Consider the following 26,200-nt stretch of genomic DNA (forward strand, 5'->3'; position numbering starts at 1 on the left):
AAACGCGATACCATTACAATCAATTAAGGCGTAGTTATGATTTAAATGTCTTATATTGAGTATTTTATGTAGAATTAGTTAAAAGCTAACACTTTTATTACTTAACATTTGTGCTATAAAAAAAGACAATTGCAGTATTGCCGGTATATGGTTTATTCCATTTTTGTTCATCAGTGAAACCTGTTGCACAATTACCAAATCCCTGATATTTTATGAGTAATATTTGCCGGCTTGCAGCCGCTCTATGTTTATTTACGCTGAACTCAGCTGAATCATCGGCGCAGCGATCCCAAAAAACAGATTCATCGGCCTTTTATCAAACGGTTAAAACTTATGTAAACCCGGTTTTGCCTGGCGATCATCCTGACCCAACGCTGTTAAAGGTTGGCGACGATTTTTATCACTGTGGCTCAACCTTTCACTTTAATCCGTACCTGCCTATATATCATTCAAAGGATCTGGTACATTGGGAGATCATCAGCAGGGTGCTGCCTGCATCAAAAGCAGGCTGGGTTGGCGATAAGCCCTCGGGCGGGATATGGCAGGGCGCTATAACTTATTTTTATGGCAGCTACTGGATATATTTCTCAGCTGGGGGGCAATGGTTTTGCAAAGCGCCATCTCCCAAGGGCCCATGGTCGGCACCGGTTGAAGTGAAAACAAACGCTGTAACGGGTAACCTGGGTTATGATAATTCTATTTTTGTTGATGACGATGGCAAGCCGTACATGGTAATTAAAAACGGACAAAAAGTAAACCGGCTACAAGCGCTGGGACGCGATGGCCAGCTTACCGATACCGTGATCAACCTTGACTGGATAAATGCCAAACTGCAATACAGCTGGGCCGAGGGGCCCGTTATGAGCAAGCGTAACGGTTATTACTACTATTTTCCGGCGGGTGATGTATCGGGCGGGCAATATGTGATGCGGACTACGGCTTTGACCAGTGATTCCACGAAATGGGAGCGTTTGGGCGATTTCTTTAAACCAATAACAGATGCAGCCGTGGGCTTCCGAAGGCCTAACCATATTTCAGCTCCTTTTAAGTTGAGCGATGGCACCTGGTGGACGATAGGGCAGAGTTACGAAAAATATGACAATGACGATTGGTCGGGCACGGGTAGGCAAACGGGTTTATACCAGGTGATTTGGGAAGGCGACAGGCCTTGGGGCGTTGCTCCGACTACGCAGCCTCTGTTAATGCCAAACTTGCCCTATTCGCCTATACCGTGGCGAAGTGTAAAAACAGATTATTTTGATGATAGTGGCGAGCTTGGCCTGTGGTGGCATTTCCTGACCAAAAAAGCATCGGCAAGTTATTCGTTGACCGATAGAAAGGGTTGGGTACGGCTAAAGCCGGATACAGGCCGCACGCACCTTATGCAAAAGGAAACCGATCATTTTTACAGTGCCATCACCAAAGTGGAGCTTAATGCTGCCGACACAACTGCCAAGGCGGGTTTGTACCTAACTAACGGCAATCAGCATGTAACTATACGCCTTTATACCGGTTATGATAACGGTAAAAAAATAATCTTCAGGACGGATTCCGTTACACAATCTGTAGCAAATACGTTTGGCGATGTAGTTTGGCTGAAAATTGAACGTTATGGCCATATGCTACAGGCCTATTGCAGCGGCAATGGCGATGACTGGACCGCCATAGGCCAGCCTATAAGCGCTGTTAGCCTGGATAAGGCGCAGCCTAACTTTAACTCGTGGGTGGGTACCAGCCTGGGGTTATTTGCTGAAGGAAAGCCGGCTGACTTTGATCTGTTCATATGCAAGGATGGCCGTTCGGCGATGCCGTTGGTGGGTTACAGCAATTATTTCGGTGTAAGAAAAAATAAGGCTCAGCATGCAGATGGTGTTACCAATACATCAGCCTATGGTGGTTGGTTGATGCTTTCAGGAGTTGAATTTGGTAAAAATTCCCCTGCCTTAGCAGAACTTACCGCGACAGCTACCGGCAGCGGAACTATCGAGGTTTGGATTGATGACCTGAAGCATGGAAAGCTTATAGCCAAAGTGCCGGTTAACCCAACGTCAGCCGCGAAAGCTTTTAACGCTGCGATAAAGAATGTTACCGGTCAGCATGATGTTTTCCTTAAATTCCCGACTGGTAAACCCGGGCAGATTGCTGTGAAAACCATCAAATTTAAATCAAAGTAGAAATGCTTAAAATACTTAAGCTTGCAGGTTTATTTACCTTTATAGTGTTTTCACAGCAAGCTATGGCGCAGGATCCGAAGATGTATATTTTCCTGTGTTTCGGTCAATCGAACATGGAGGGCAACGCGCGTTATGAGGCGCAGGATACCACCGTGGATAGCCGTTTCCAGGTACTGCAGGCAGTTGATTGTCCTGACAGAGGACGCAAAAAGGATACCTGGTACACCGCGGTACCGCCGCTTTGCCGCTGTAACACCGGCATCACACCGGCAGATTACTTTGGCCGTACGCTAATTGCCAATTTGCCCAAGGATGTGCGCGTCGGGGTAATCAACGTATCGGTAGGTGGGGCGAGGGTCGAGCTTTTTAACCAGCAAACAAGTGCGGCTTACATAAGCACCGCACCCGGATGGATGAAAGCAATGACCGCGGAGTACAACGATGACCCTTATGGCCGTTTGGTTGAGCTGGCGCGGATTGCGCAGCGCTCAGGGGTAATAAAAGGTATATTGTTGCACCAGGGCGAATCAAACACAGGAGATACATTATGGACAGCCAAAATCAAGGTTATTTATGATAGGCTGATGGCTGACCTTAATCTTAAACCTCAGCAGGTGCCCTTATTAGCAGGTGAGGTACTTGGCGCTGATCAGGGTGGCATCTGCGCAGGTATGAATAAAATTATAAACACACTGCCCCTGGTTATACCAAACACTTACGTCATCCCATCTGCCGGCTGCAGCGCCGCTGCCGATAAGCTGCATTTTGACGCCGCTGGTTATAGAATGCTCGGCAGGCGTTACGGCGATAAAATGCTTTCGTTATTAGGTTACAAAATCCCAGCTCATAAATAAAAGAATAGTTTTAGTTTAAATAGTTTAACCGGTCAGGTAGTGAAGGAGTTCCTTTACCTCCGCGACCGGTTTTTTATTTTATTCTTGGAGGTAAACACTCATAAGTCCTTTTTGAACATTAGTTATATAACATTTGTCAATTTGTTATACCGCTCAATGCCCTTAAAATTGACCTTTGATATGTTCAAACGCAGATCGCCGTTGTTTGATCACCAGTTATAAACCAATTATTTTTTTAAAGCAGATTTCTTTTTAGTCAGATAAACAAGTTCGCTTGTTTATTGCAATCGATTGCAAATGAGCAAAGGTTTAATGATTAAGATGAATTAATGAGCCAATTTTTACAACCTCATAGATGAACACATCAATAAACAATTATGAAAGAAAAACTACAAACATTTAAAAGGCCATCGCTGCTTTTGTTGCTATTGCTGCTCATGGGAGTGAGCGCATTTGCACAAACAAAAAAAGTAACCGGCAAGGTGGTTGATGAAAAGAACCAACCATTGCCGGGTGCAACGGTTAAAGCGCAATCCAGCAATGTATCAGCCGCTACGGATGCAAACGGAGATTTTACTATCAATTTGCCGGCGGGTGAACAGTCGGTAGTTGTTTCGTTCGTGGGTTATGCCAATATGGTGCAGGCTTTAAACGGGCAGGATCAATTAACTATTAAACTAAATCCGAACAGTAAAAACCTGGAGGATGTGGTAGTTATAGGTTACGGTACGCAACGCCGCGAAGCGGTTACCGGTTCCGTCGCGTCAATCGGTGGCGATAAAATGCGCGAGGTACCGGCCCCAAACATCAGCCAGGCCATACAAGGGCGTTTACCGGGTGTTGATATATCGCAAACCTCAACACGCCCCGGTGCCACCACGCAGATATTGATACGTGGGCAGCGCTCATTAACGGCAAGTAATGACCCATTGATCGTATTGGATGGTATCCCCTTTGTTGGGTCACTGGCTGATATCAACCCCAATGATGTTAAGAGCATCGATATATTAAAAGATGCATCAGCCACAGCTATCTATGGTTCACGCGGTGCCAACGGTGTTATATTGATCACCACCAATCGCGGCCAGATGGGGGGCAATGCAAAAATTACCTATAACGCCTACTATGGTACGCAAGAGGTGTTTGCCCCGTACCCAATGATGAACGGTCCGGAATTTGTAGCGCTGCGTAAGGCAGCCGGAAAATTTACTAACGGAGCAGACGAAGCTGACGATGTAAATATTGACTGGCAAAATCTTTTATACAGAACCGGTACCGTAAACAGCCACGATTTCGGCGTATCAGGCGGGAGCCAGACCGGCAGTTATAATTTTGGCGGCGGTTATTATAAAAACCAGGCGGTAATTCCAACCCAACAGTACACCCGTTACTCGCTGCGGGGTTCTGTGGATCAACAGGTTGCCAAAATTTTTAAAGTAGGCTTTACTACCAACAACAACTATAACCTTACGGAAGGCAGCCAGGTAGGTATTTATGGTGCGCTAAGCAGCTCGCCTATAGCTAACCCGTATAATGCCGATGGTTCCCTAAAAAGAACCATAAAAATGCCGCAGGATGAAACATACATCCTAACCAAGGACATTGTAAATAATTTACAGGACGAATGGTTGAATGAAACGCGCGGATTTGCCACATATAATTCAATTTATGGCGAAGCCCAGATACCTTGGGTAAAAGGATTGAAGTATCGTGTTAACCTGGGTTTGGATTTTATCCAGAATAACAACGGCTATTACACCGGGCAGGGCATAAACAGCTCGGTGCCTACATCGCTTTCGGTAGCAGGCGTAACCAATTCCCAAAATTACCACTGGGTAGTTGAAAACCTGTTAACCTACGACCGCACGTTTGCCGAAAAGCATAATTTTAATGTAACCGCCCTGTACTCTGAAGAACAAACTAAGTACAACAGTTCTTCCATGTCGGCCAAGAATATCCCTTCAGATGCCTTTCAGTTTTATAATCTTGGTCAGGCAACCGGTGAGATAACTATTGGTAATGGCAACTATAGCCTGAGCGGATTACGCTCATACATGGGTCGTGTGATGTATTCTTATGATGATAAGTATCTTATATCGGCTACTTTACGTTCTGATGCTTCATCACGCTTGGCCCCGGGTTACAAGTGGCATACCTATCCGGCCGTATCATTGGGTTGGAATGTGAATAACGAATCCTTTATGAAGGATGTTAGCTGGGTTAACCGCGCTAAGGTGCGCCTGGGTTACGGCCAAACCTCTAACCAGGCGGTAAATGCGTATCAAACGCTTGGCGCGCTTAACACCCGCCAGTACAACTTTGGCGAAACTAATTATGCTACAGGGTATTATGTAACCCAATTGCCTAATGCAGCTTTAGGGTGGGAGTACTCTGAAAACTGGAACTACGGTTTAGATTTTACCTTGTTTAACAACCGCTTATCAGGTACGGTTGAATACTATGTTAACAATACTAAGGATCTGTTATTGAGTGTAGGCTTGCCGCCAACATCGGGCGTTAACAGCTACACCGCTAACGTAGGCCGGACGCAAAACAAGGGTTTGGAGCTAAGCTTGAACGGTACCATCATCAACAACAAGAATGGCTGGACCTGGGATTTAGGTTTCAACATTTATGCAAACCGCAATAAGTTAGTCGCACTGGCATCAGGCCAAACCCGCGACGAAGGTAACGGCTGGTTTGTGGGCCATAACATCAACTCTATATTTGATTACGAGTACCAGGGCTTGTGGCAAGAGGGAGACCCTTATCTTAATATACTGGAGCCGGGCGGTAACGTTGGTATGATCAAAGTAAAATATACCGGGCCGGTTGATGCTAATGGCCAGCCAACACGCGCCATTGGCGCTGCCGACAGGCAGATCATTGACGTTGATCCTGATTTTCAGGGTGGTTTCAATACCCGTGTAGCTTATAAGGGTTTTGATTTTACCATGGTTGGTGCATTTAAAAGCGGTGGCGTATTAATCAGCACACTTTACGGATCAGGCGGTTACCTGAATATGCTTACCGGCCGCCGTAATAACGTTAAGGTTGACTACTGGACGCCTGAAAATACAGATGCCCGTTATCCTAAACCGGGCGGTATTCAAAGCGGTGATAACCCTAAATATGGCAGCACCCTCGGTTATTTTGACGCATCTTATTTAAAAATACGTACTATGTCATTAGGATACAACTTAGGTCAATTGCTGCCGAAGAGTTCTAAGATAAATATCCGTACCTATTTTACCGTGCAAAATGCCTTTGTGTTGTTCTCTCCGTACCACAAAGAGTCGGGCATGGATCCGGAAACAAACTCCTTTGGTAACGAAAATGCTGCTGTTCCGCTGCCGGAGTCGCAAAGAAGGTTCCTGACCATCGGTACCAACACCCCTTCAACCCGCAATTTTATTCTTGGTCTTAACGTAACATTTTAAAACCTACTGAGATGAAAAGTTTATTAATCAAAAATATATTTAAATGTGCTTTGGCTACTTCGGTATTGTTAGCCGGTTGCTCCAAAGTACTTGATGAGCAGCCTCGAAGTGTGTTTACGCCCGAATATTTTAAAACTGAGCAAGGCGTTATTGGCGGACTTACCGCTATGTACAGCCATTTGCGCAATATTTACGGGCAAGCCTATTATTATAACTCGGGCGTTACCGGTACCGACGAAGCCACCTGGGGACAAAGTGCCGACGGTAACTTCAAAGATATGGATAACTCAGGCGTAGGTTCGCTTTTATCAACCAGTTTTCCGTCGAGTATATTGTGGGGAGAGGCGTTCCCCAATATCAATACGGCGAGTGGGGTTATTGAAAACGCGAGTGCCGTAGGTTTGTCGACGGCGTTGATTGCCGAAGCCCGGTTTTTCAGGGCGTTTGATTACTTTTTGCTTGTGCAAACTTTTGGCGGCGTGCCACTGGATCTGGGTTCGGGCGAACTTAAGTTCAACACCATCCCATCACGCAAATCGGTACGCAACACGGTTCCGCAGGTTTACACTAAAGCCATCTTTCCTGATCTGTTGCAGGCTATTACTGACTTGCCGCAAACCGGGCGTGTAACCGGTGGCTTGACTAAAACCGCAGCAAGGCTGATATTGTCAAAGGCTTACCTCACTTATGGTTGGTGGTTGCAAAACCCTAATGGCATACCTACTTACCCGGCGGCCGACCGTACCGACCCGGATGGGCATAATGCACAGTGGTATTTTCAGCAGGCGTATGATATTGCCATAACAGCCATTGACGATCCGGGCTCATTTGGCCTGCAGCCAACTTTTTATGATGTTAATCTGGCGCAAAATGACCGTAATAAAGAAATGGTGCTATATGCAGATCATACCCAAACCAGCGAGAAATACAACGGCGGCAGCCTTACCTTTGGTAGTGGTGGCGCGCCTGATAATTTTGCCGGTTGGATGATGACCTGGAACTATCCGAATATTAAAAGTTCGGGTGTAAATTCGGTTCTGCGCGAGGCCGATCAGCATCTTGGCCGCCCTTGGGTGCGTATGGCGCCGACTATCGAGGTGCTTAAAAACACGTTTGCTGACAAGGTGAATGATTCGAGGTATGACGGTACCTTTACCACAGTTTACCGTGGCAACTGGAACAAGGGGGGAAATACTACGCCGACACTAATCAACGCTAACGGCCTGCCCATTGCCCCCGGCGATGCAGTGCTTACATTTTTAAATGAAGATAACCCCAACGTAACATACGCTACCGAAAACGCTAACGTAGGGGCAGGGGTGTTACCCGGCCGGGCTGACTTTGTGATCTCTCCGGGCGCTATAAGCCGTATCATCTATCCGGGCTTATGGAAGCTTGGCCCTTACCGCACTGATAAAGGCAATGGATTAGGTGAGGCCAACGCCGGAAGCACCCGCCCATACCCCATACTCAAATTCTCGGAGTTATACTTTATAGCTGCTGAAGCCGCCATTAAAGGCGCTACGGCACAAGCCAATAAATCAGCGCGTGACTTGATAAACGTAATACGAGCACGTGCCGGTAAATGGCGCTTTGATAATAATGGCAATAAAGCCAAGGTTGAAGATAACAGCGCTGCTATGGTAGCCGCTACCCCTGCGAATGTCGATTTAAACTACCTGCTGGCGGAGCGCTCTCGTGAATTTTACGCCGAGGGTGGCCGTTGGTTAGATTTGATACGTACTCAAAAATGGACCGAACTTGCCGCAACCTACACCATAGGCGGTACCAGTTTTGGTGATCATACTCCGGTTAAAGTAACCCGTACAATTGATAACCACCTGTACCTGCGGCCTATCCCGCAAGGGCAGATTGACGGTTTGGAAATGAGCGCTGCCGAAAAAGCTGCATACCAAAACCCGGGATATTAATCGGGTATGGGTAAAATTAAAGCGGCTGGCCATAACGGTCAGCCGCTTTTTTTTGTATTTGATTGTAAGATATGGTTATTGCTTTAGAATCGATGTGTTGATGCGAAAGAAATCAAAATCGGCATAACCACCGGGTTTAGTTGTCGAAAAATTAAACAGCCCGAATCGGTAACCCATAAAGTGAGGCAGGCTGTAAACCATTTTTAATGGTTCGCCTATTGATGTCCATTCCTTCCCGTCAAGGCTGTAATAAAAGTAGCCCTTATCCGTACGGTTGCGGAAGTCGCAATCAGCTCTAAAGTATATCTTGCTTTGCTTGGTTTCAACACGAGCTTTTTCAACAGGTGCACCGCTTTCGCCGTTTACCATTACAATAGCATAGCCGCCGTTTAGCGCTTTAACGCCCACCCAGCCGTAGTTTTTTTGCAATAGTAATAGTCCGGCACAATCACCTTCATTCAAATGTGAAAGATCAATAGCCGTTTCAGCCGATGATGTAGGGCCGATGGTGCGCTGCGTTAAGGTATTACGGGCAGAGAGTACATTACTGTCAATACGCCCAGTCTTTAGGCGTAGATAGCCTTTTCGCTCCGTTAACGACCATAATTTATTATCCGGGTTATGGTTCCATTGCCATACAAGCGGCAGGGTAGTAGTGGGTTTGTTAAACTCATCGCTATTTACAATGCCGGGTATAAGTCCGTGGCTTGCAGGCAAATCAAGCAGTTCAGGCACTTTGCCATCGGTGCCTAAAACCGGCCATCCATCCTTCCAGGTTACGGGTACCAGGTAGGGGATGCGGCCAACAGCGCCCGCGTCCTGAAAAAGATAGGCATACCATTTGCCCGCCGGAGTACTGATAAGCCCACCTTGCGCCACACCCTTGTCCTGCAAAGCCACGCGCCCTTCATAAGGACCGTCAATTTTATCTGCACGATGTACTATAACCGTGCGCATACCACCGCGTGGCCAGTTAATGTTGAACAGATAATACTTGCCATTCATCTTAAAAAGCTGCGAACCTTCGGCCGGTAAGCCACGGTTCGGCCCTGTGGGCAAGTCGGCATTTTCAATAATAACGCGCGGTTGGGTTCCTGGTTTAATGCCCGAGAGGTCATTGGCCAATTCGGCTAACATGATCTTGCCGCTGCCGTAAACCATATATATTTTACCATCGTCATCGAAAAACAGAGAATGGTCATGCAGTGATGGTGTGAAGGATGTTTTTTTCCAGGGCCCTCGTTCAATATTCTTTGTTGAGTAGATATAAGTTTTGCCCGTAGTGCCCGAAAAAGTGGTAACATAATAGGTATTGTCATGATAACGGATGCTACTGGCCCATGAGCCTTTGCCATAAGTGCTTTTACCATTGGCTAAACTAAGTTCATCCGTATTGTCAAGCATGTCATACGCGTAATTTACAAGTTTCCAGTTTACCAGGTCGGTTGATTTCATGATGGGTACGCCGGGGTTCATGTGCATGGTGGTGCTGCTCATGTAGTAGGTGTTCCCAACACGGATCATAGACATGTCCGGCACGTCGGCATAAATAACAGGGTTAACGGCCTGCTGCCCAAAGGTGTTTGATATGGTGATTACCGACAGCGATACAACGGCAATGGAGTTTTTAATTAACTTTGATAAAATCATCGGGATATAATTGGTTAAGGCAAATAATGAAATTTTAGGTCTTTATAATATTGCAGGTCATGGTCGGGTTTTGTATACCCGGCAGGCAGGGGCAATTTAGAGAAAGTTTGGAAATAAAGCACGCAGGCATTTCTCCACCATGCCGCTTCTCCGGCCTGGATAGCAAGTAATTGCTCAACTTCATGATACCTCGTGCTATCAACTTTCCCTTTAACTGAAGCCCATGTTTTTTGCATACCGGCAACGTCTGCCGCGCCTTTATAGTAATGCTTCACCAACTCATTCCACAAAGTTTCGCCATTTTTTAAACGGCTGTTCCAGCCAACGTGATGAAACCAGAGCAAGTATTTCTCAGGCGTGGTTTCAACTTTGTTAAGGCTATCCCGCAAAGGCGGATAATATTGCGCGACGGCGTTGCTGCCGGTCGCAGTACGGTCAAAACCTATTCCCGCGGAATCGGCTTTATGGTAATAAACCGGGTTCCAATCCGCGCGCGAAAGGTTATTTACCCAAGGCGCAGGCCCGTAATGCGCGTGCGTGCCCATTATGTGGTGCAGGCCAAGCGGCGTCATATAATTTACCGTGGTTTCGCGCGATGAAAGCATCATGCTGGTGATGGGTTTAACAAAGTCGGCTTGGTTAGAAAAGGTCATTTTCAGCCAATCCTGAGCGATAGCTGCCGCACTTTGGTCTGGGTTCCATGCCAGCCGGCCAAAAGCATACCAGTTAGCTTGCGCGAAGGGATGCCCGCACCAATTTATATCTGTACCGATGTTGGCCACGCCGGCAATTCCGGTTAAGGAGTTGTTGACAGGCGAGCTGATGATCTTCGCGACTGTTGACCCACGTCCTTCGCTATAAGTATTGGCATCGAAGCATTCCTTAAACAGGGTAGCCAGATAAACGAGGTGTGTGGAAAAGCCCAGATATTCCTGCGTGATTTGAAACTCCGGCATTATCTGCGTTTTTTTCATGGCGCCAAAAAGCGGGTGGAAGGGCTCGCGCGGCTGAAAATCAATGGCGCCGTTTTTAACCTGGATGATCACATTCGAGCGGAACTTTCCATCCAGCGGCTTAAACTCATTATAAGCTTGTTTGGCGCGATCGTCAGGTGTCTTATCATCATAAACAAACGCGCGCCACATTACAATACCGCCGTGCGGTTTTAAAACATCGGCGAGCATATTGGCACCATCGGCATGTGTGCGGCCATAATTTTGAGGGCCTGGCTGCCCTTCGGAATTAGCTTTTACTAAAAAGCCTCCAAAATCCGGAATGTAGCGATATATCTCATCTGCTTTTTGCTGCCACCATTGTTTAACTGCGGGATCAAGCGGATCGGCGGTTTTCAATCCGCCGATTTCAATAGGCGCGCTGAATTTGGCCGACAGATACAGTTTAATGCCATACCGCCTGAACACACCTGCCAGTGCCGCGGTTTTTCGGAGATAATCTGCTGTGAGTATAAGCGAGTTTGCATTCACGTTATTAATAACTGCCCCATTAACGCCAATCGAAGCATTCGCCCGTGCGTAATCGATATAACGAGGATCGATGTAACCCGGCAGCTTGTGCCAGTTCCAGATGGAAAATCCGGCATAGCCGCGTTCAACCGTTCTGTCCAGATTATCCCAATGGTTTAATATTCGTACCTGCGTTTTGGGGCTTTCAACTATATTAATATTGGTAAGCGATTGATGTGTTTGCAGCAGTCGCAATAAATGAAAGGTGCCGTATAAAATGCCCTTATCATTTGCCGCACCAACAACCAGGCAAGGTGCATTATTAAGGCTTATGGTTTTGATAACGTAACCTTCGTTGCCGGTGTTGTTTATGAGTTTGTTAAGCGCTGGTGAAAGCTGTTTGCTGCCATTTTTCACAAAAATCAACGTAGAACCCTTGCCGGGTGCATTAACAAATGCCGGATTATAATTAAGTAGTCCTTGCAACGCGTTTCTAAGTTCTTTTTGCGCTGCTTGTATAATGGGCGAGTTCCCGGTTTCATAAGTAACCGAGGCTAACTGTTGCCGGTATTGCCGGGCGAGTGTTGCATTGTCTATATGGTCATATCGTAGCCAAAGGCGATAGCCGTTATCAGCTTTAGCGGTGCTCACTAAAAGGCTACATAACAAAAATGTGTAGATAAATTTCATAGGCTTAACGTGCGCCGGCGCGTAACCGGATGGGGTTTATAATTAAAGGTAATAATACTAAACCATGCTGTAGCCGCAGTGGGATGAATGTTTAAAATACTGGTGCGAATGTTTAATAAAACGTAGCTATATAGTGCTAAGCGGCATATTTAAGGGTGAAAAATTGAAAATGATTAACATCTGTGGCCTGAAATTAAACAAACATGGTATTTGTAGTACAGGCAGATGGATAGTTTTACATACCAACTATAACCCGATAATATTTAAACTGATGATATATTTTAAGCGCTTGTTACCGGTGCTGTTTTTTTGCTTCGCCTGTAATGAACTCAACGCGCAAATCAGGTTGCCGCATTTAATTGGCAACAGTATGGTATTACAGCGCGATAAAAAAATAAACATATGGGGCTGGGCATCTCCAACGGAAAAAGTTAAAGTAACGTTTGCGAAAAAGAAATATCACGCTATAGCCGATGCTTACGGCAAATGGCAGGTGCAATTGAAGGCCATGAAAGCCGGCGGGCCTTACAAAATGCAGCTTGATGCGAGCAACCACATCACCTTGGATGATATTTTAATCGGAGATGTTTGGTTTTGCGCGGGGCAATCAAACATGGTAAACCCGATGGAGCGTGTTAAAGAAAAGTATCCCGACGAGATAGCCTCCGCTAACTACCCGCAAATACGCAACTTCTTTGTGCCAACCGCGGCTGACATCAATGCAGAACATGACGACCTGCCGCCGGGGCAATGGCAGCGGGCCACGCCGCAAAATGTGCTGAATTTTGGCGCGGTTAGTTATTTTATGGCAAAAAAGCTTCACCTCAAATACAAGGTGCCCATCGGTATTATTAATTCAAGCGTGGGCGGAACTCCGATAGAGGCTTGGTTGAGCGCCGATGCAATCAGAACATTTCCAATGCTGAATAAGCGGCTTAGCCTGTCGCGTGAGAAGCTGAAAAACAACAGCGTTACAGCTCAGGTGAATACAAAACCCAAAGTTAAAAGACTGGATACAGACGAGGGGTTAAATGCTAATCCCAAATGGTACGATGCCGCCTTTGTGCCTACCGGATGGAAACCTTTTTGGCTACCTGGTTATTGGGCCGATCAGGGTGTGCGTAACCTTAATGGTGTGGTTTGGTTTCGTAAGGAGATAGAAGTACCAGCCGCTATGGCGGGTAAGCCGGCAAAACTGTTTGTAGGCCGCATAATTGATGCGGATGAAACATATTTAAACGGCGAAAAGGTGGGCGCCATAACCTATCAATATCCGCCGCGGCGCTATGAAGTGAGGGCCGGCTTGCTTAAAGCAGGTAAAAATATACTGGTGGTGCGTTTAAGTAACTTTACCGGCAAAGGTGGTTTTGTGCCTGATAAACGGTATGAGTTAACCGACGGAATAAATCATGTTGATATACGTGGAGATTGGCTATACAAAGTAGGGCAGGTATTTAATAAGCCTGTTGCTGAAAGGCAGGTAGCCGCTAATAGTTTTTCAGCCCAAAATGAGCCGACGGGTTTGTATAACACCTTGGTCAATCCGGCCACGCATTATCAAATAAAAGGCATAGCCTGGTACCAGGGTGAAAGCAATATTGGTACGGCTGATTACGGAGCATTGTTAAAAGCTTTGATTGCCGATTGGCGGCGGGCCTGGAATGATACCGGCCTGCCTTTCCTGTTGGCGCAACTGCCAGGTTTTGGTGATGTGGAATATTCTCCTGCGGAGAGTGCCTGGGCGCTGATACGCGAGGCGCAATTGGATGCGCTTACTGTAAAGAATACCGGATTGTCGGTAGCAATTGATGCAGGCGAGTGGAACGATATTCACCCTTTAAACAAAAAGGATATCGGCGAGCGGTTGGCACTGGCCGCCCAAAAGGTAGCTTATCATGATGAGCATACCACAGGCCCGGGGCCATTATGCAGCGGTGCTACCGTTGATGGCGATCACATCACACTGACATTTACAAATGCCGGTAGCGGATTAACGGTTAAGGGGGGCGGCAAACTACAACAGTTCGCGATAGCCGGTGCTGATAAAAAATTTGTATGGGCTGATGCCAACATAATTGGCGAAAAGGTCATCGTGTCAAACCCCGAAGTTCCTAATCCTAAATACGTGCGCTACGCGTGGGCAGATAACCCGGATGGAGCTAACCTTTATAACCGGGAGGGATTACCGGCTTCACCATTCCGCACCGATAAATAGCAATACCACCAAACCTTAAATATCATCCAAATAAAAAACGCCTGTGTTGAGCAGGCGTTTTTTATTTGGATGATATTTAAGGTTAGTTTTCGGCCGGAGCGGCGTTCATACCCATTCCAGTATATTTTGCAAAGGTTGATGTATCAACAGGTTTAAATATAAGCTGCGAGAACATGTATAAGCCGTTTTTCCATATTTTAAAATCATGTCCGCCGGGTTCAATAAAATAAATGTGCGGCACTTTCTTTTCTTCCAGGTAATTGTGTGTGCGCTGGCTGAACGATAACAGGCCGTCGCTTGCCCCGCATGAAATAAACAGTAATTTAAGCTGCTTTTTTGTTTTCTCAGCATCAGGTACAAGTTCTTCAGGTTTACGTGTGTTAGGTGCCGGCGAAAAGCTGCCAACCCAGGCAAACTTATCCAGATTTCCTAAACCGAAATTAAGCGCCTGCCCGCCACCCATAGATAGTCCGGCTACGGCACGGCTTTCGCGTTTGGTTATTGCCGGGTAATTTTTCTCGATAAAAGGAATAAGATCGTTCAACAGATCCTGCTCAAATGTGGCGAAGGCGGCTACTTTATCAGGCGCCATAACATTGCCTGTAGCGCGATCGTCCTTCATTGCCCTACCATTGGGCATTACAACAATCATCGGTACAAGTTTACCCTGAGCGTATAGGTTATCTAAAATTACCTGCGGTTTGCCGCCGTTAAGCCATTCCTTTTCATCGCCACCTATACCGTGCAACAAGTATAGCACCGGGTATTTTTTCGACTTACTGTATCCCGGCGGTGTATAAACTAAAGCTTTACGGTTAGTGCCCACGGTTGCGGACGCATAAGTGATGGTGTCAATGCTACCGTGCTTAATGTTTTGCTGAGCAACATCAAAACCTGCTGTTGCAGGCTTTACAATGCCCTGCGCGTTTGTTTCAAAATTGCCGGTCATTAACAATGCGAAGAATAGCGGAAAAACGAGCTTGATTTTATTTTTCATGATTCAGTATTTGGTTTGATTAGTATAGCAAACTTATTATAAAATAAAATGGCCCTATCATACAATTGTGGTGAATTGGTAGTACAAATGTTAAGGGGCGACAAGTCGCTCCGGTTGTTAACGGGCAGATATCATCCATGGTGATCCTATCAGCCAAATAACTTAAAATCATTTTTTATTGCGATAATATTTGTTTTATGATATGTTAAGGCTGTTTTGCTTTACAATTAACATAAGTGCTATCTTTCTAAACATTTCAGCACGGCAAAAACGCGCTTCGCCGATAGTTTCGCTTCCATAAACTTTCCAACGGGAAACCTGAATTATTCTTTTTTGCGATGATGACCTATCCGCTTTCAATTTAAGGCGGCGTGCCGTAGTATTTAGTAGTACTAATTATACCATTTCATACGCGCTCGTTATTCAGTGCGTGGATCATTCGGATAAGATTATCGGATTTCGTTAGCGGAAAATTTAAGCTGCATAAACCCTAAGCCTTGGCCCCGAGTACATGTAGTTAGTTTGCGCGCCAACGTGCGCTATTTACGCCACCAATTATTACCATTTATAAAATTGATTCACATGATTAAAGTGCTGATTACCCCCTGGGCTTCGCCGTAGGCGATAATGTTATCCGTCGTCCAATCTGGCGAAGATCTGAACGGACCTAAATAACCTGTTGATTATTAATTAAACCCGAATTATGAAAAGAGTTTTACTGCCTGCCTATATGGCAACCTATGCTTCAATGTATCCAACCAATCTCGTTTCACACCTCAAATAGGTATTGTTCGGCATACTGCCAAAACAACAAAAAACTTCATGATGAAAACCAATACCAAAGTGCAAAGCGACAATGGCATAATACATTGGCATTGCCGCTCAATTAAAATATTTTATGTACTGCTGGCACTTACTTTACTTGTCCAGTCGGCTGGTGCGCAAGGGCTGCGCACGGTTAGGGGGCAGGTGTTCGATCAGCAAAAAAACACCGTGATAGGGGCAAGCGTAACCATAAAGGGTACGCAAACCGGTACCCAAACCAACGCCAAAGGCGAGTTTGCTATAAAAGTGGCAGACAACCAGCCAATTTTAGTTATTAATGTAGTGGGCATGATATCCCAGGAGGTAAATGTTGCCGGTAAGGATTATGTAACCGTTAGCCTGAAAGATAATGTATCGCAGCTAAGCGAAGTTATTGTAAACGTAGCTTATGGCCAGCAACGTAAGCAGAGCGTTGTAGGCGCTATTGTACAAACCGATAGCAAAACGCTCGAGCGTACGGGCGGTGTATCCAGCCTTGCGGCAGCGCTTACCGGTAACCTGCCGGGTGTGGTAACCACAGCGAGCACCGGCTTGCCCGGCGAAGAGGACCCGCAGATATTAATACGTGCGCGCAGCACCTGGAACAATGCCAGTCCGCTGATATTAGTGGATGGTGTTGAGCGCTCAATCAATAACATCGATATCGGTTCGGTGGCATCTGTATCTGTACTTAAGGATGCTTCGGCTACCGCGGTTTTCGGTGTACGCGGCGCTAACGGTGTAATACTCGTTACCACAAAACGCGGCAGAGAGGGTAAGGCGGAGATCAGAGCGTCAGCCAACACCGTAATGAAATCGGTATCAAAACTGCCCGGCAAGTACGACTCGTATGACATGTTCAAAATACGCAACCTCGCCATTGAGAACGAGCTCGCGTTAAGGCCAAATGCCTGGAATGACTACATGCCGCAGGATATCATCTCTAAGTACCGTTCGCCCGCAAATGAAATGGAACGTGAGCGTTATCCTAATGTTGATTGGGTGAACACGTTGTTTCGTGATGAGGCGATGTCATACAACGCCAACCTGAATATAAGCGGCGGTACCAAGTTTGTAAAATATTTTACAAGTGCCGATTATCAAACTGAGGGTGACCTTTTCAGAACGTTTAACAACAACCGTGGTTATAATGCCGGTTACGGCTTTAACCGTTTAAACGTTCGCAGTAACCTCGACTTTAGTATTACGCCAACTACTACTTTCCGTACCAACCTGGCAGGTTCAAGAGCAGTACGTAAACGCCCCTGGATCAATATTAACGAGTATAATACATGGGGAGCCGCTTATTATACCGCGCCGAACCTGTTTTTACCACAGTATGCCGACGGCACTTGGGGCTATTACGCGCCCAACACCGGCCAGGGCACCAACTCCGCACAAATTTTAGCTACGAGCGGTGCCGAAATGCTGACAACCTCACGCATTACTACGGATTTTATTTTGGAGCAGGACTTAAGCGTAATTACTAAGGGCCTGAGCGTAAAAGGCACCCTGTCAATTGATAACACGTTTATTGAAAATAACCGGGGTATTAATGATGCCAACAACAATACGCAGCGTAAATATATTGACCCGCTTACGGGCGCCGTAAGTTACGCGGTTGACAAAGATGCCAGTACGCAGTTTGCGTTTGAGGAAAGCATCCGCTGGCTGGCCAGCGGTGGCGCGGTTGACGATGGCGCTACGCAGCGACGTATGTTTTCGCAGGTGCAACTAAACTATGCCACCAAAATAGGTACCCAGCACGATATTACCGCAATGGGCCTCTGGAACCGCGATCAAACGGCACGTGGCAGCGTTATACCATCTTACCGTGAGGAGTGGGTTTTCAGAACCACCTACAGTTACAAAGGAAAATATAACCTGGATTACAACGGCGCTTACAATGGTTCCGAAAAATTCGCGCCCGATTACCGTTTCGCTTTCTTCTCATCACTCGGTGCAGGCTGGATGATCTCGGAGGAGAAGTTCATGAAACCGCTCAGCTTTATCAGTATGCTAAAGCTTCGCGCCTCGTACGGTACCATAGGTGATGACAGCGGTTCGCCGCGCTTCGCTTACCTGTCTGAATGGGCATTCGGCGGCCGTACCCGCCTGGGTACCTCGGGCATACCGGCAGAGCAAAGTATTTATAACTGGTATCGCCAAACAACAGTGGGTAACCCTAACGTGCGCTGGGAGAAGGTGGCAAAGTCGAACATAGCGGTTGATTTCAGCTTTTTCAACGACATGCTGACCGGTAGTGTCGACTTCTTTAGGGACAAACGGACTGACATTTTGAGCTCTGGAGCTGCCCGTGCTATACCATCATACTACGGTGCAACAGCGCCTACAGCCAACAAGGGAAAAGTAAATGCCGAAGGTTATGAGGTTGACCTGCGTTTTAATAAACGTATCAACCCTGACCTGCGGTTGTGGACAAACGTAAACTTCACCCATGCTCAAAATAAAGTAATAGAGGCCGATATTCCGGAGTTACTGCCTGATTATCAAAAAAGTACCGGTAAGCAAATATTCCAAACCAACTCATATGTAAGTGCAGGTTACTATAACACCTGGGATGAATTGTATGCCAGTACCGCGCATGCCGACAACGACAACCAGAAGATACCGGGCAACTATTATATTATTGATTATAATGCCGATGGTATTATTGACGCAAGCGACAATATCCCGTACGGACACACTGGCAATCCGCAAAACACCTACAACGCTACTATCGGTTTCGACTGGAAGAACTTCAGCGTTTTTGCGCAGTTCTATGGTGTAAATAATGTTACCCGTCAGGTAGTGCTTACTACGTTCGGCTCGCAAAACACCATCGCCTTTGATGAAGGTACTTATTGGTCAAAAAGCAATCCGGGAGCGGATGTGCCTATCCCGCGCTGGGCATCAACACCGAGCGGCTACCAGGCGGCGGACAGGTATATGTTTGATGCATCGTACATCAGGCTAAAAAATGCCGAGATAGCTTACACCTTTAACCAGAAATGGGTTAAGCGTGCCGGCATGTCAAGCCTGCGCATATTTATAAACGGTAATAACCTGCACGTATGGACGAAGATGCCTGATGACCGCGAATCAAATTTCCAAAGCGCGGGCGGGCAGGCCTGGGCATCGCAGGGCGCATATCCAACAATCAAACGCTTCAACCTTGGAGCTAACATCACTTTCTAACTGCTGACCGTTATGAACAGAAATATTAAAATAATCGTTTTGTCGGGCATGATTTCGCTTGTTAGCGGAACATTCTCCTGCAAAAAATATTTAGATAAAAGTCCGGAGTCTATCGTATCAGAAAAGACCGCCTTTAAGGACTTCACCAATTTTCAGGGGTATACCGAAGAGTTATACAACTGCATCCCTGATTTTACCAACCGTTACTGGACAAACAGCTGGAACTGGGGCGATGATGAGATTCAATCATCCGCACTGAACTTTCACTTTGTAAACAAGATTGATAACGGCGATTTCTGGGGCTGGCAGCGTGAGTTTGACGGCTGGGGAGCCGGCTGGATGGACGTGAACAATGCCAATACCAATGATGACCGATTTAGTAAAGGCTTATGGCCGCTGGCCTGGTATGGCATCCGTAAAGCCAACCTGGGTTTAGAGAACATGAACCTGCTTACCAACGCTACTGATGAAGAACGCAACCTGATAAAAGGACAGTTGCTTTTCTTTAGGGGATGGTTTCACTTTCAGCTGATGCAATACTTTGGTGGCTTACCTTATATTGATAAGGTATTGCCTGCCGATCAGGATCTGCGCTCGCCACGCCTGAAATACCAGGAGTGCGCCGAAAAAGCCGCCGCCGATTTCAGGGAAGCTGCCGATTTACTGCCGCTTAACTGGGATAATACCGGTCCTGGTGGCCGTACGCCGGGTAAAAATCAGCTGCGTATTGATAAAACCATGGCGCTTGGTTACCTCGGTAAAAATTATTTATGGGCAGGTAGTCCGCTCATGAACTATGAGTCGACAGGCAGCCGCACCTATAACGTGGAGCTTTGTAAAAAAGCGGCTGCTGCTTTCGCTGAACTGCTTAAGCTTAGCGAGAGCGGGCAGACCCCTTACAAGCTGTTGCCTTTCAACCGTTATTATACTAACTTCTATACCTTCGGCCAAAACTGGCAGATGCCCGGTGGCAGTGGCTCTGATGGTTTAGAAGCTATTTTCAGGGGGCCTTACTGGGACGCGCACGGCTCAACCTACGGCACCGCTAAGCAATATACACCGGGACCAACTATTGAAGAAGGCAACGTGGTATTCGCGCCAACGGCCAACTATATCAATAATTACGGTATGAAAAACGGGCTGCCAATCACTAATTCGGCCCAGGCCGATGCGGAGTCGGGGTACGATCCGCAATACCCTTGGCGCAACCGCGATCCTCGTTTTTATAATGACATTGTGTTTGACGGTATTAAGCTGGTAAAAGGTTCGCTGCCGTCAACCGTACCGGATTTTAACCGCTACGCCAACCTGTTTACCGGTGGCAGCAGCCGCGACGAACGTGTAGGCAGCCGTACCGGGTATTTGTTGTACAAGTTTACTCCGATTACTTCAAACAAGTTTGATCAGGGTTACGCTTACGGGCAAAACCTCAACATCAAGGTTCCGTATATGCGCCTGGCCGATATTTACCTGATGTATGCGGAAGCGGTTACAGCGGGTTACAGTTCGCCTTCGGCTAAGGATCCATCATATGCCAAATCAGCCGTTGACGCCATCAACGTAATTCGCGACAGGGCAGGTGTAGGCCATGTTGCCGCTAAGTTCTTGGGCTCGCCAGATGAGTTTATGAAAGAGGTAAGGCGTGAGCGTGCCGTTGAGCTATCGTTTGAAGGGCACCGCTTTAACGATTTGCGCCGCTGGCTGCAGCTTATTGAGCTGCCATATACGCTTAAAACATCCATTGAGTTTGACCGCGCATCGCCGCTCGACCCATCTAAAGATCCGAAGGATAATCGCGTAGTGAATTTTAGGGAGCGTACCATATTACAACGCCCTTTCAGCGAGAAACATTACTGGCTCCCGCTTAAGCGTGCGGATGTAAGCTTATACGCAGAGTTTAAACAAAATCCGGGCTGGTAGCGCATTGATCTACACATTATTAAACACATTAACAATGAAGTATTCAAAAATAGGAATGGTATTGTGTGTTCTGTTAGCGCTGATAGCCAGCGTAGTGCAGGCGCAGGATGCTCCCAACATAAAAATAAATGTCGTTGTACGCGGGCAGCGCAACGAGCCTGTTAAAGGCGCGAGGGTAAGCAGCCAGAACAACGTCATCGACGTGACCACTAACGATGCGGGTGAGTTTTCGGTGGATATACCGCCGCTAACCTTGCTTAACATCACGGCGCAGGGCTTTAGGCCTTTATCGGTTATAGCTACTGACACCCTCAAAACCATTATGTTATCAGAAGATGAGCAGTTGGTGCAGGTAGCGTTTCGCAAGGTATCAAATCGGGATTTGCTGGGCGGTGTGGCCAATGTTGACTACAAATCAGTTTTCGATAAAAACTTTTCGATATACGGACTGGAAGGCATGGAAGCCCTGGCTGCCGGTTTTAACGGCAACATATGGGGCATGAACAGCTACCTTGTATTAGTTGACGGTGTTCCGCGCGAAGTGGATAATGTAATGCCGTCGGAAATAGAGGAAGTAACTTTTTTAAAGAGTGCCTCGGCCGTAGCTTTATATGGTAGCAGGGGAGCCAAAGGTGTTTTGTTGATAACCACCAAACGCGGCGGCATCAGCGATCAAAAAATAAACGTTCGCGCGAATGCAGGTATAAACATACCCAAGAGCTATCCTAAATATTTAGGCTCGGCAGAGTATATGACATTGTATAACGAAGCCAGAGTGAATGATGGGCTGGGTATATTATACACTGATGAAACCATTTACAACCATGCATCCGGCATGAATCCTTACCGTTATCCTAACATCGATTTTTATTCGTCGGAGTATTTAAAAAGCAGCTTTGCACGGTACGATCTGACGACTGAGATTTCAGGCGGTAATGAGCGTGCGAGGTATTACACTAACGTGGGCTTTTGGTCAACCGGCTCATTGCTTGATTTTGGAATGGCCAAAAACAACACCAACGACCGTTTCAACGTGCGGGGTAATGTTGATGTTAAGCTAAACAGTATATTAAAAGCCAGTGTTGATGCCAGCGCCGTATTTTACAGCGGTCAGGGTGTTACTACCGATTATTGGGCCAGCGCGGCCACTATACGCCCTTACCGGTTTACGCCACTTATTCCGCTGAGTTTTATTGAGCCGGGTGATCAGGCAACACAAATTATTGCCGATGGCAGTGCAAACATCATCGACGGTAAGTACTTGCTGGGTGGTACGCAATTAGATCAAACCAACCCGTTCGCGGCCATTTACGCAGGTGGCAAAACCAAATTTGTAAGCCGCCAGTTTCAGTTCACTACCGGTATTGAAGCCGACCTGAAGGGTATTGTGAAAGGGCTGACCTTTAACGCCAATATGGGGGTTGATTACCTTAATCGGTACAACCAGGGCTATAATAATGGTTACGCCATTTATCAGCCTAACTGGACATCGTACAACGGTAAGGATGTTATCGGCTCGTTAACCATGTTCGGTACCGATACCAAATCGGGCATCGAAAACATATCCGACAGTTGGTTCCGCCAAACGCTTTCCTTATCTGCCCAGTTAAACTACCGCACTTCTATTAAGGAGAAGCATAATATCTCGGCTGTGTTGTTAGCCGCGGCTTACCGCCAGTCGCAATCGGAAGTTTATCAAAATACCACCAACTCCAATACCGGCTTGCAGCTTAGCTACAACTTCAGGCAAAAGTATTATGCTGATTTTACCGGGGCAATGGTTTACTCGCCGAAGTTTTTGGGCGATAAAGCTTATGGGTTTTCGCCTACCGTATCGTTGGGCTGGCGTTTAAGCGAGGAAGACTTTTTGAAAAATTCGACCTTTGTTAATAACCTGAAGCTAACTGCTTCAGCAGGTATACTGGTAACTGATCTTGACGTTGCCGATTACTACCTGTACGAAAGTATTTACACTCAGCGCGAAGGATCGTACTACAGCTGGAATGACGGTACACTTGCGCAAACAACCGATTCGCGCAGGGGTAGTAACCCTAACCTGACTTTCGCTAAGCGTAAAGAAATTTCCGTTGGTTTGGAGGGCGCGTTTTTTGGTAATAAGTTGATGCTGGCTACCAACTTCTTCCGTAACGAGCTGGTGGATTTGGCTATCCAAAGTACTACGTTGTTCCCGAGCTATTTTTCGGTATTCAACTCATCATTTATACCATATGTTAATTTCAACGGCGATCAGCGTACCGGCTTTGATATTGATCTGCGCCTGAACCAGCGTACCGGAGATGTAAATTGGACCATAGGTACCATAGCTACATATTACAAAACCAAGGCTACCAAACGTGCAGAGTTCTACACCGATGCCTATCAGAATCGTCAGGGCAGGCCGCTGGATGCCATATGGGGCCTGCAAAGTGATGGCTTTTATAATGACGCCGCCGAGGCTACCGCCGCAAACACCGGTAACGGCTTACCACAACCGGCTTTCGGCCAGGTTAAGGCAGGCGATTTCAAATACAAGGATATCAATGGCGATGGTATTGTAAACCTGCAGGACGAAGTATACCTGGGCAAAGGTGGTTGGTTTGGTTCGCCTTTAACGCTGGGGCTTAACCTTACCGCCCGCTATAAAGGGTTCACCTTATTTGCTTTAGCTACCGGCCGTTTTGGTGCCAAGGCAATAAAAAACAGCTCATACTTTTGGGTTGACGGGCAGGACAAGTACTCAGAGGTAGTACGCGGCCGCTGGACCGAAGAAACCAAAAATACCGCTACTTACCCGCGCCTTACCACGCTTACAAGTGATAACAACTTCCGCAACTCTGATTTTTGGCTGTACAGTACCGACCGTTTGGATTTAACCAAAGTACAGCTATCGTATGATTTGCCTGAGGCCTTGCTAAAAGGTAAGCTTTTAAAAAGCATAGGCATGTATGTTACCGGCTTTAACTTGCTCACCGTGGCAAAAGAGCGTAAACTGCTGGAAATGAACTTTGGCACCGCGCCGCAGGTGAGGTTGTATAATTTGGGTATAAAGGCGGGCTTTTAAGGCCATATAATGAAAATTGATATGAAAAGAATTTCAATACTATTAATAACTGTTTTTGCCTTGTGCGGTTGCAAAAAATTTGTGGAGCCGGCACTGCAAAACAACGGCAAGTTTGAAAACATATACGATGAACCCTTACTTGCGCATGGTTTGCTGCTTAATGGGTACACCCGTATACCAACAAACGGATGGACATTTAGCGATGTTGCTACTGATAACGCGGTGAGTAATGACCTCAACAGCGGCTTATCTAAAATAGCGACCGGGCAATGGACGGCCAGTTTTAATCCGCTCGATCAGTGGACTAACTCCAAGGCTGCCATACAGTACCTTAATATGTTTTTAACCGAAGCCGACAAGGTGACCTTTGACGCGCTTGACCCAAAGCTTAACCAAATGTTTAAGGATAGGCTGAAAGGCGAGGGTTATGGTTTACGCGCGATGTTTATGTATTACATGCTGCAGGCGCATGGGGGCAAAGCAGGCGGAGAGCTTTTGGGTTTCCCGCTGCTTTTACAGCCCGAAAATCCGTCATCAGACTTTAATCAGCCAAGGGCTAAGTTTGACGACTGCATGAAGCAGATTTACGCCGACCTTGACCAGGCAGAAGAACTGTTGCCGCTTGATTACCGGGATATATCATCACCTTCAGACATTCCGGTCAAATACAATGGTGTAGCTACCGAAACCTACAACCGCGTATTTGGCAGGTTGTTTAGCCAACGGTTTACAGCGCGCATTGCAAAGGCTATCCGAGCTAAAGCAGCCTTGATGGCGGCAAGCCCGGCTTTTGCCGAAGGCTCAAGCACCACCTGGGAAAATGCCGCGAATTTTGCCGCGGCAGTTATCGACCTAAATGGCGGCGTAAACGGCCTGGCAGCTAATGGCCTTACCTGGTACGCAGGTGGCAGCGGTAATCAGATCGACGGGCTTGGCTCAGGCGCTAATCCGGCTGAGGTAATGTGGCGTACATCCATTGGGCAGAATAGTGATCTGGAGGCCAGTCATTTCCCGCCGACTTTATCGGGCAGCGGGCGCTTAAATCCAACGCAAAACCTTGTTAACGCATTTCCGGCGGTTAACGGTTATCCTATTGATAATACAGCCAGCGGTTACAATGAAGCTACGCCGTATGCAAATCGCGACCCAAGGCTTGCTTTATACATTGTGTTAAACGGTAGCACCGCAGGTCCCGGGTCAACGGTTATTTATACGGCTACCGACAGGAATACCAATGACGGACTTAACAAGGTAGAAACATCAACCCGCACTGGTTACTATATGCGTAAATTATTGCGGCAGGATGTTAACCGTAACTCAAGTTCCATCAGTAATCAAAAGCATTACAACCCGCACATTCGCTACACAGAAATATATCTCAGCTACGCCGAAGCGGCTAACGAAGCCTGGGGGCCATTAGCCACCGGCGGCCACAGCTATTCGGCTTATGATGTGATTAAAAAGATCCGCCAGCGGGCAGGTATCGGCCTGAATAATGGCGACGCTTACCTCGAATCTATCAAGGGTGATAAGAACGCTATGCGTACCCTGATCAGGAACGAAAGAAGACTGGAACTATGCTTTGAAGGTTTCAGGTTTTGGGATTTACGCCGCTGGAACGCCAACCTGAACGAACCGGCCCTGGGTGTAAACATAACGCAAAGTACTTACACGCAAATAAATGTGGAGAACCGCGCCTATGCAAGCTTTATGAACTACGGTCCGGTGCCATACAGCGAAATATTAAAGTTTAAAGCGCTTCAGCAAAATAACGGCTGGTAATTAAGTGTAACGATTAAAAAG

Annotated in this window: 12 protein-coding genes; 9 read left to right on the forward strand and 3 right to left on the reverse strand. The window is 46.7% G+C overall.

Going from position 1 to position 26,200, the window contains the following annotated elements; translation table 11 throughout:
- The first annotated feature begins 212 nt into the window (after positions 1 to 212).
- From LT679_RS01545 to LT679_RS01560, 4 genes are all read left to right on the forward strand, one after another.
- Positions 213 to 2,174 carry a family 43 glycosylhydrolase gene (locus LT679_RS01545; RefSeq protein WP_232175140.1) on the forward strand — a complete coding sequence of 654 codons (1,962 nt, stop codon included), beginning with the start codon at positions 213 to 215 and terminating at the stop codon, positions 2,172 to 2,174.
- A gap of 2 nt (positions 2,175 to 2,176) precedes the next feature.
- A complete protein-coding gene (locus tag LT679_RS01550) occupies positions 2,177 to 3,028 on the forward strand; it encodes a sialate O-acetylesterase (RefSeq protein ID WP_232175141.1) in 852 nt (283 codons plus the stop codon).
- Positions 3,029 to 3,405: 377 nt separating this feature from the next.
- Entirely contained in the window at positions 3,406 to 6,468 is a 3,063-nt protein-coding gene (locus tag LT679_RS01555) for a SusC/RagA family TonB-linked outer membrane protein (protein ID WP_232175142.1), read from the forward strand.
- A gap of 11 nt (positions 6,469 to 6,479) precedes the next feature.
- Positions 6,480 to 8,399, forward strand: coding sequence for a RagB/SusD family nutrient uptake outer membrane protein (locus LT679_RS01560; RefSeq protein WP_232175143.1), 1,920 nt, complete (start codon positions 6,480 to 6,482; stop codon positions 8,397 to 8,399).
- A 75-nt stretch (positions 8,400 to 8,474) separates the two neighbouring features.
- On the opposite strand, the gene LT679_RS01565 is transcribed toward LT679_RS01560, so the two are convergent.
- Positions 8,475 to 10,049, reverse strand: coding sequence for a glycoside hydrolase family 43 protein (locus LT679_RS01565; protein ID WP_232175144.1), 1,575 nt, complete (start codon positions 10,047 to 10,049; stop codon positions 8,475 to 8,477).
- Between the two features lie 14 nt (positions 10,050 to 10,063).
- On the reverse strand, positions 10,064 to 12,202 hold the full coding sequence (locus tag LT679_RS01570) for an alpha-glucuronidase family glycosyl hydrolase (RefSeq protein ID WP_232175145.1): 2,139 nt from the start codon (positions 12,200 to 12,202) through the stop codon (positions 10,064 to 10,066).
- A 271-nt stretch (positions 12,203 to 12,473) separates the two neighbouring features.
- Here LT679_RS01570 and LT679_RS01575 point away from each other — a divergent pair, with 271 nt between their 5' ends.
- The gene (locus tag LT679_RS01575) at positions 12,474 to 14,417 is read left to right on the forward strand and encodes a sialate O-acetylesterase (protein WP_232175146.1); all 1,944 of its coding nucleotides are present in this window, start codon (positions 12,474 to 12,476) and stop codon (positions 14,415 to 14,417) included.
- Between the two features lie 82 nt (positions 14,418 to 14,499).
- On the opposite strand, the gene LT679_RS01580 is transcribed toward LT679_RS01575, so the two are convergent.
- Complete coding sequence (locus tag LT679_RS01580) at positions 14,500 to 15,414, reverse strand: alpha/beta hydrolase (protein WP_232175147.1); 915 nt, start codon at positions 15,412 to 15,414, stop codon at positions 14,500 to 14,502.
- Positions 15,415 to 16,236: 822 nt separating this feature from the next.
- Here LT679_RS01580 and LT679_RS01585 point away from each other — a divergent pair.
- Genes LT679_RS01585 through LT679_RS01600 form a run of 4 tightly spaced genes read left to right on the forward strand, consistent with a single transcriptional unit; the run spans position 16,237 to position 26,179 of the window.
- On the forward strand, positions 16,237 to 19,416 hold the full coding sequence (locus LT679_RS01585; protein ID WP_232175148.1) for a SusC/RagA family TonB-linked outer membrane protein: 3,180 nt from the start codon (positions 16,237 to 16,239) through the stop codon (positions 19,414 to 19,416).
- Positions 19,417 to 19,428: 12 nt separating this feature from the next.
- Entirely contained in the window at positions 19,429 to 21,336 is a 1,908-nt protein-coding gene (locus tag LT679_RS01590; RefSeq protein WP_232175149.1) for a RagB/SusD family nutrient uptake outer membrane protein, read from the forward strand.
- A gap of 34 nt (positions 21,337 to 21,370) precedes the next feature.
- Positions 21,371 to 24,397: a SusC/RagA family TonB-linked outer membrane protein gene (locus LT679_RS01595; protein ID WP_232175150.1), complete on the forward strand. Its 3,027-nt coding sequence runs from the start codon at positions 21,371 to 21,373 to the stop codon at positions 24,395 to 24,397.
- Between the two features lie 21 nt (positions 24,398 to 24,418).
- Entirely contained in the window at positions 24,419 to 26,179 is a 1,761-nt protein-coding gene (locus tag LT679_RS01600) for a RagB/SusD family nutrient uptake outer membrane protein (protein ID WP_232175151.1), read from the forward strand.
- The last annotated feature ends 21 nt before the right edge of the window (positions 26,180 to 26,200 follow it).

The sequence above is a fragment of the Mucilaginibacter roseus genome (assembly GCF_021215455.1).
Lineage (GTDB): Bacteria > Bacteroidota > Bacteroidia > Sphingobacteriales > Sphingobacteriaceae > Mucilaginibacter > Mucilaginibacter roseus.

Excerpts from the sequence above, each read along its gene's own strand:
- LT679_RS01575 (WP_232175146.1), top strand. The coding sequence starts at position 12,474 with ATGATATATTTTAAGCGCTTGTTACCGGTGCTGTTTTTTTGCTTCGCC.
- LT679_RS01545 (WP_232175140.1), top strand. The coding sequence starts at position 213 with ATGAGTAATATTTGCCGGCTTGCAGCCGCTCTATGTTTATTTACGCTG.
- LT679_RS01550 (WP_232175141.1), top strand. The coding sequence starts at position 2,177 with ATGCTTAAAATACTTAAGCTTGCAGGTTTATTTACCTTTATAGTGTTT.
- LT679_RS01555 (WP_232175142.1), top strand. The coding sequence starts at position 3,406 with ATGAAAGAAAAACTACAAACATTTAAAAGGCCATCGCTGCTTTTGTTG.
- LT679_RS01595 (WP_232175150.1), top strand. The coding sequence starts at position 21,371 with ATGAAGTATTCAAAAATAGGAATGGTATTGTGTGTTCTGTTAGCGCTG.
- LT679_RS01600 (WP_232175151.1), top strand. The coding sequence starts at position 24,419 with ATGAAAAGAATTTCAATACTATTAATAACTGTTTTTGCCTTGTGCGGT.
- LT679_RS01585 (WP_232175148.1), top strand. The coding sequence starts at position 16,237 with ATGATGAAAACCAATACCAAAGTGCAAAGCGACAATGGCATAATACAT.
- LT679_RS01590 (WP_232175149.1), top strand. The coding sequence starts at position 19,429 with ATGAACAGAAATATTAAAATAATCGTTTTGTCGGGCATGATTTCGCTT.
- LT679_RS01565 (WP_232175144.1), bottom strand. The coding sequence starts at position 10,049 with ATGATTTTATCAAAGTTAATTAAAAACTCCATTGCCGTTGTATCGCTG.
- LT679_RS01560 (WP_232175143.1), top strand. The coding sequence starts at position 6,480 with ATGAAAAGTTTATTAATCAAAAATATATTTAAATGTGCTTTGGCTACT.
- LT679_RS01570 (WP_232175145.1), bottom strand. The coding sequence starts at position 12,202 with ATGAAATTTATCTACACATTTTTGTTATGTAGCCTTTTAGTGAGCACC.
- LT679_RS01580 (WP_232175147.1), bottom strand. The coding sequence starts at position 15,414 with ATGAAAAATAAAATCAAGCTCGTTTTTCCGCTATTCTTCGCATTGTTA.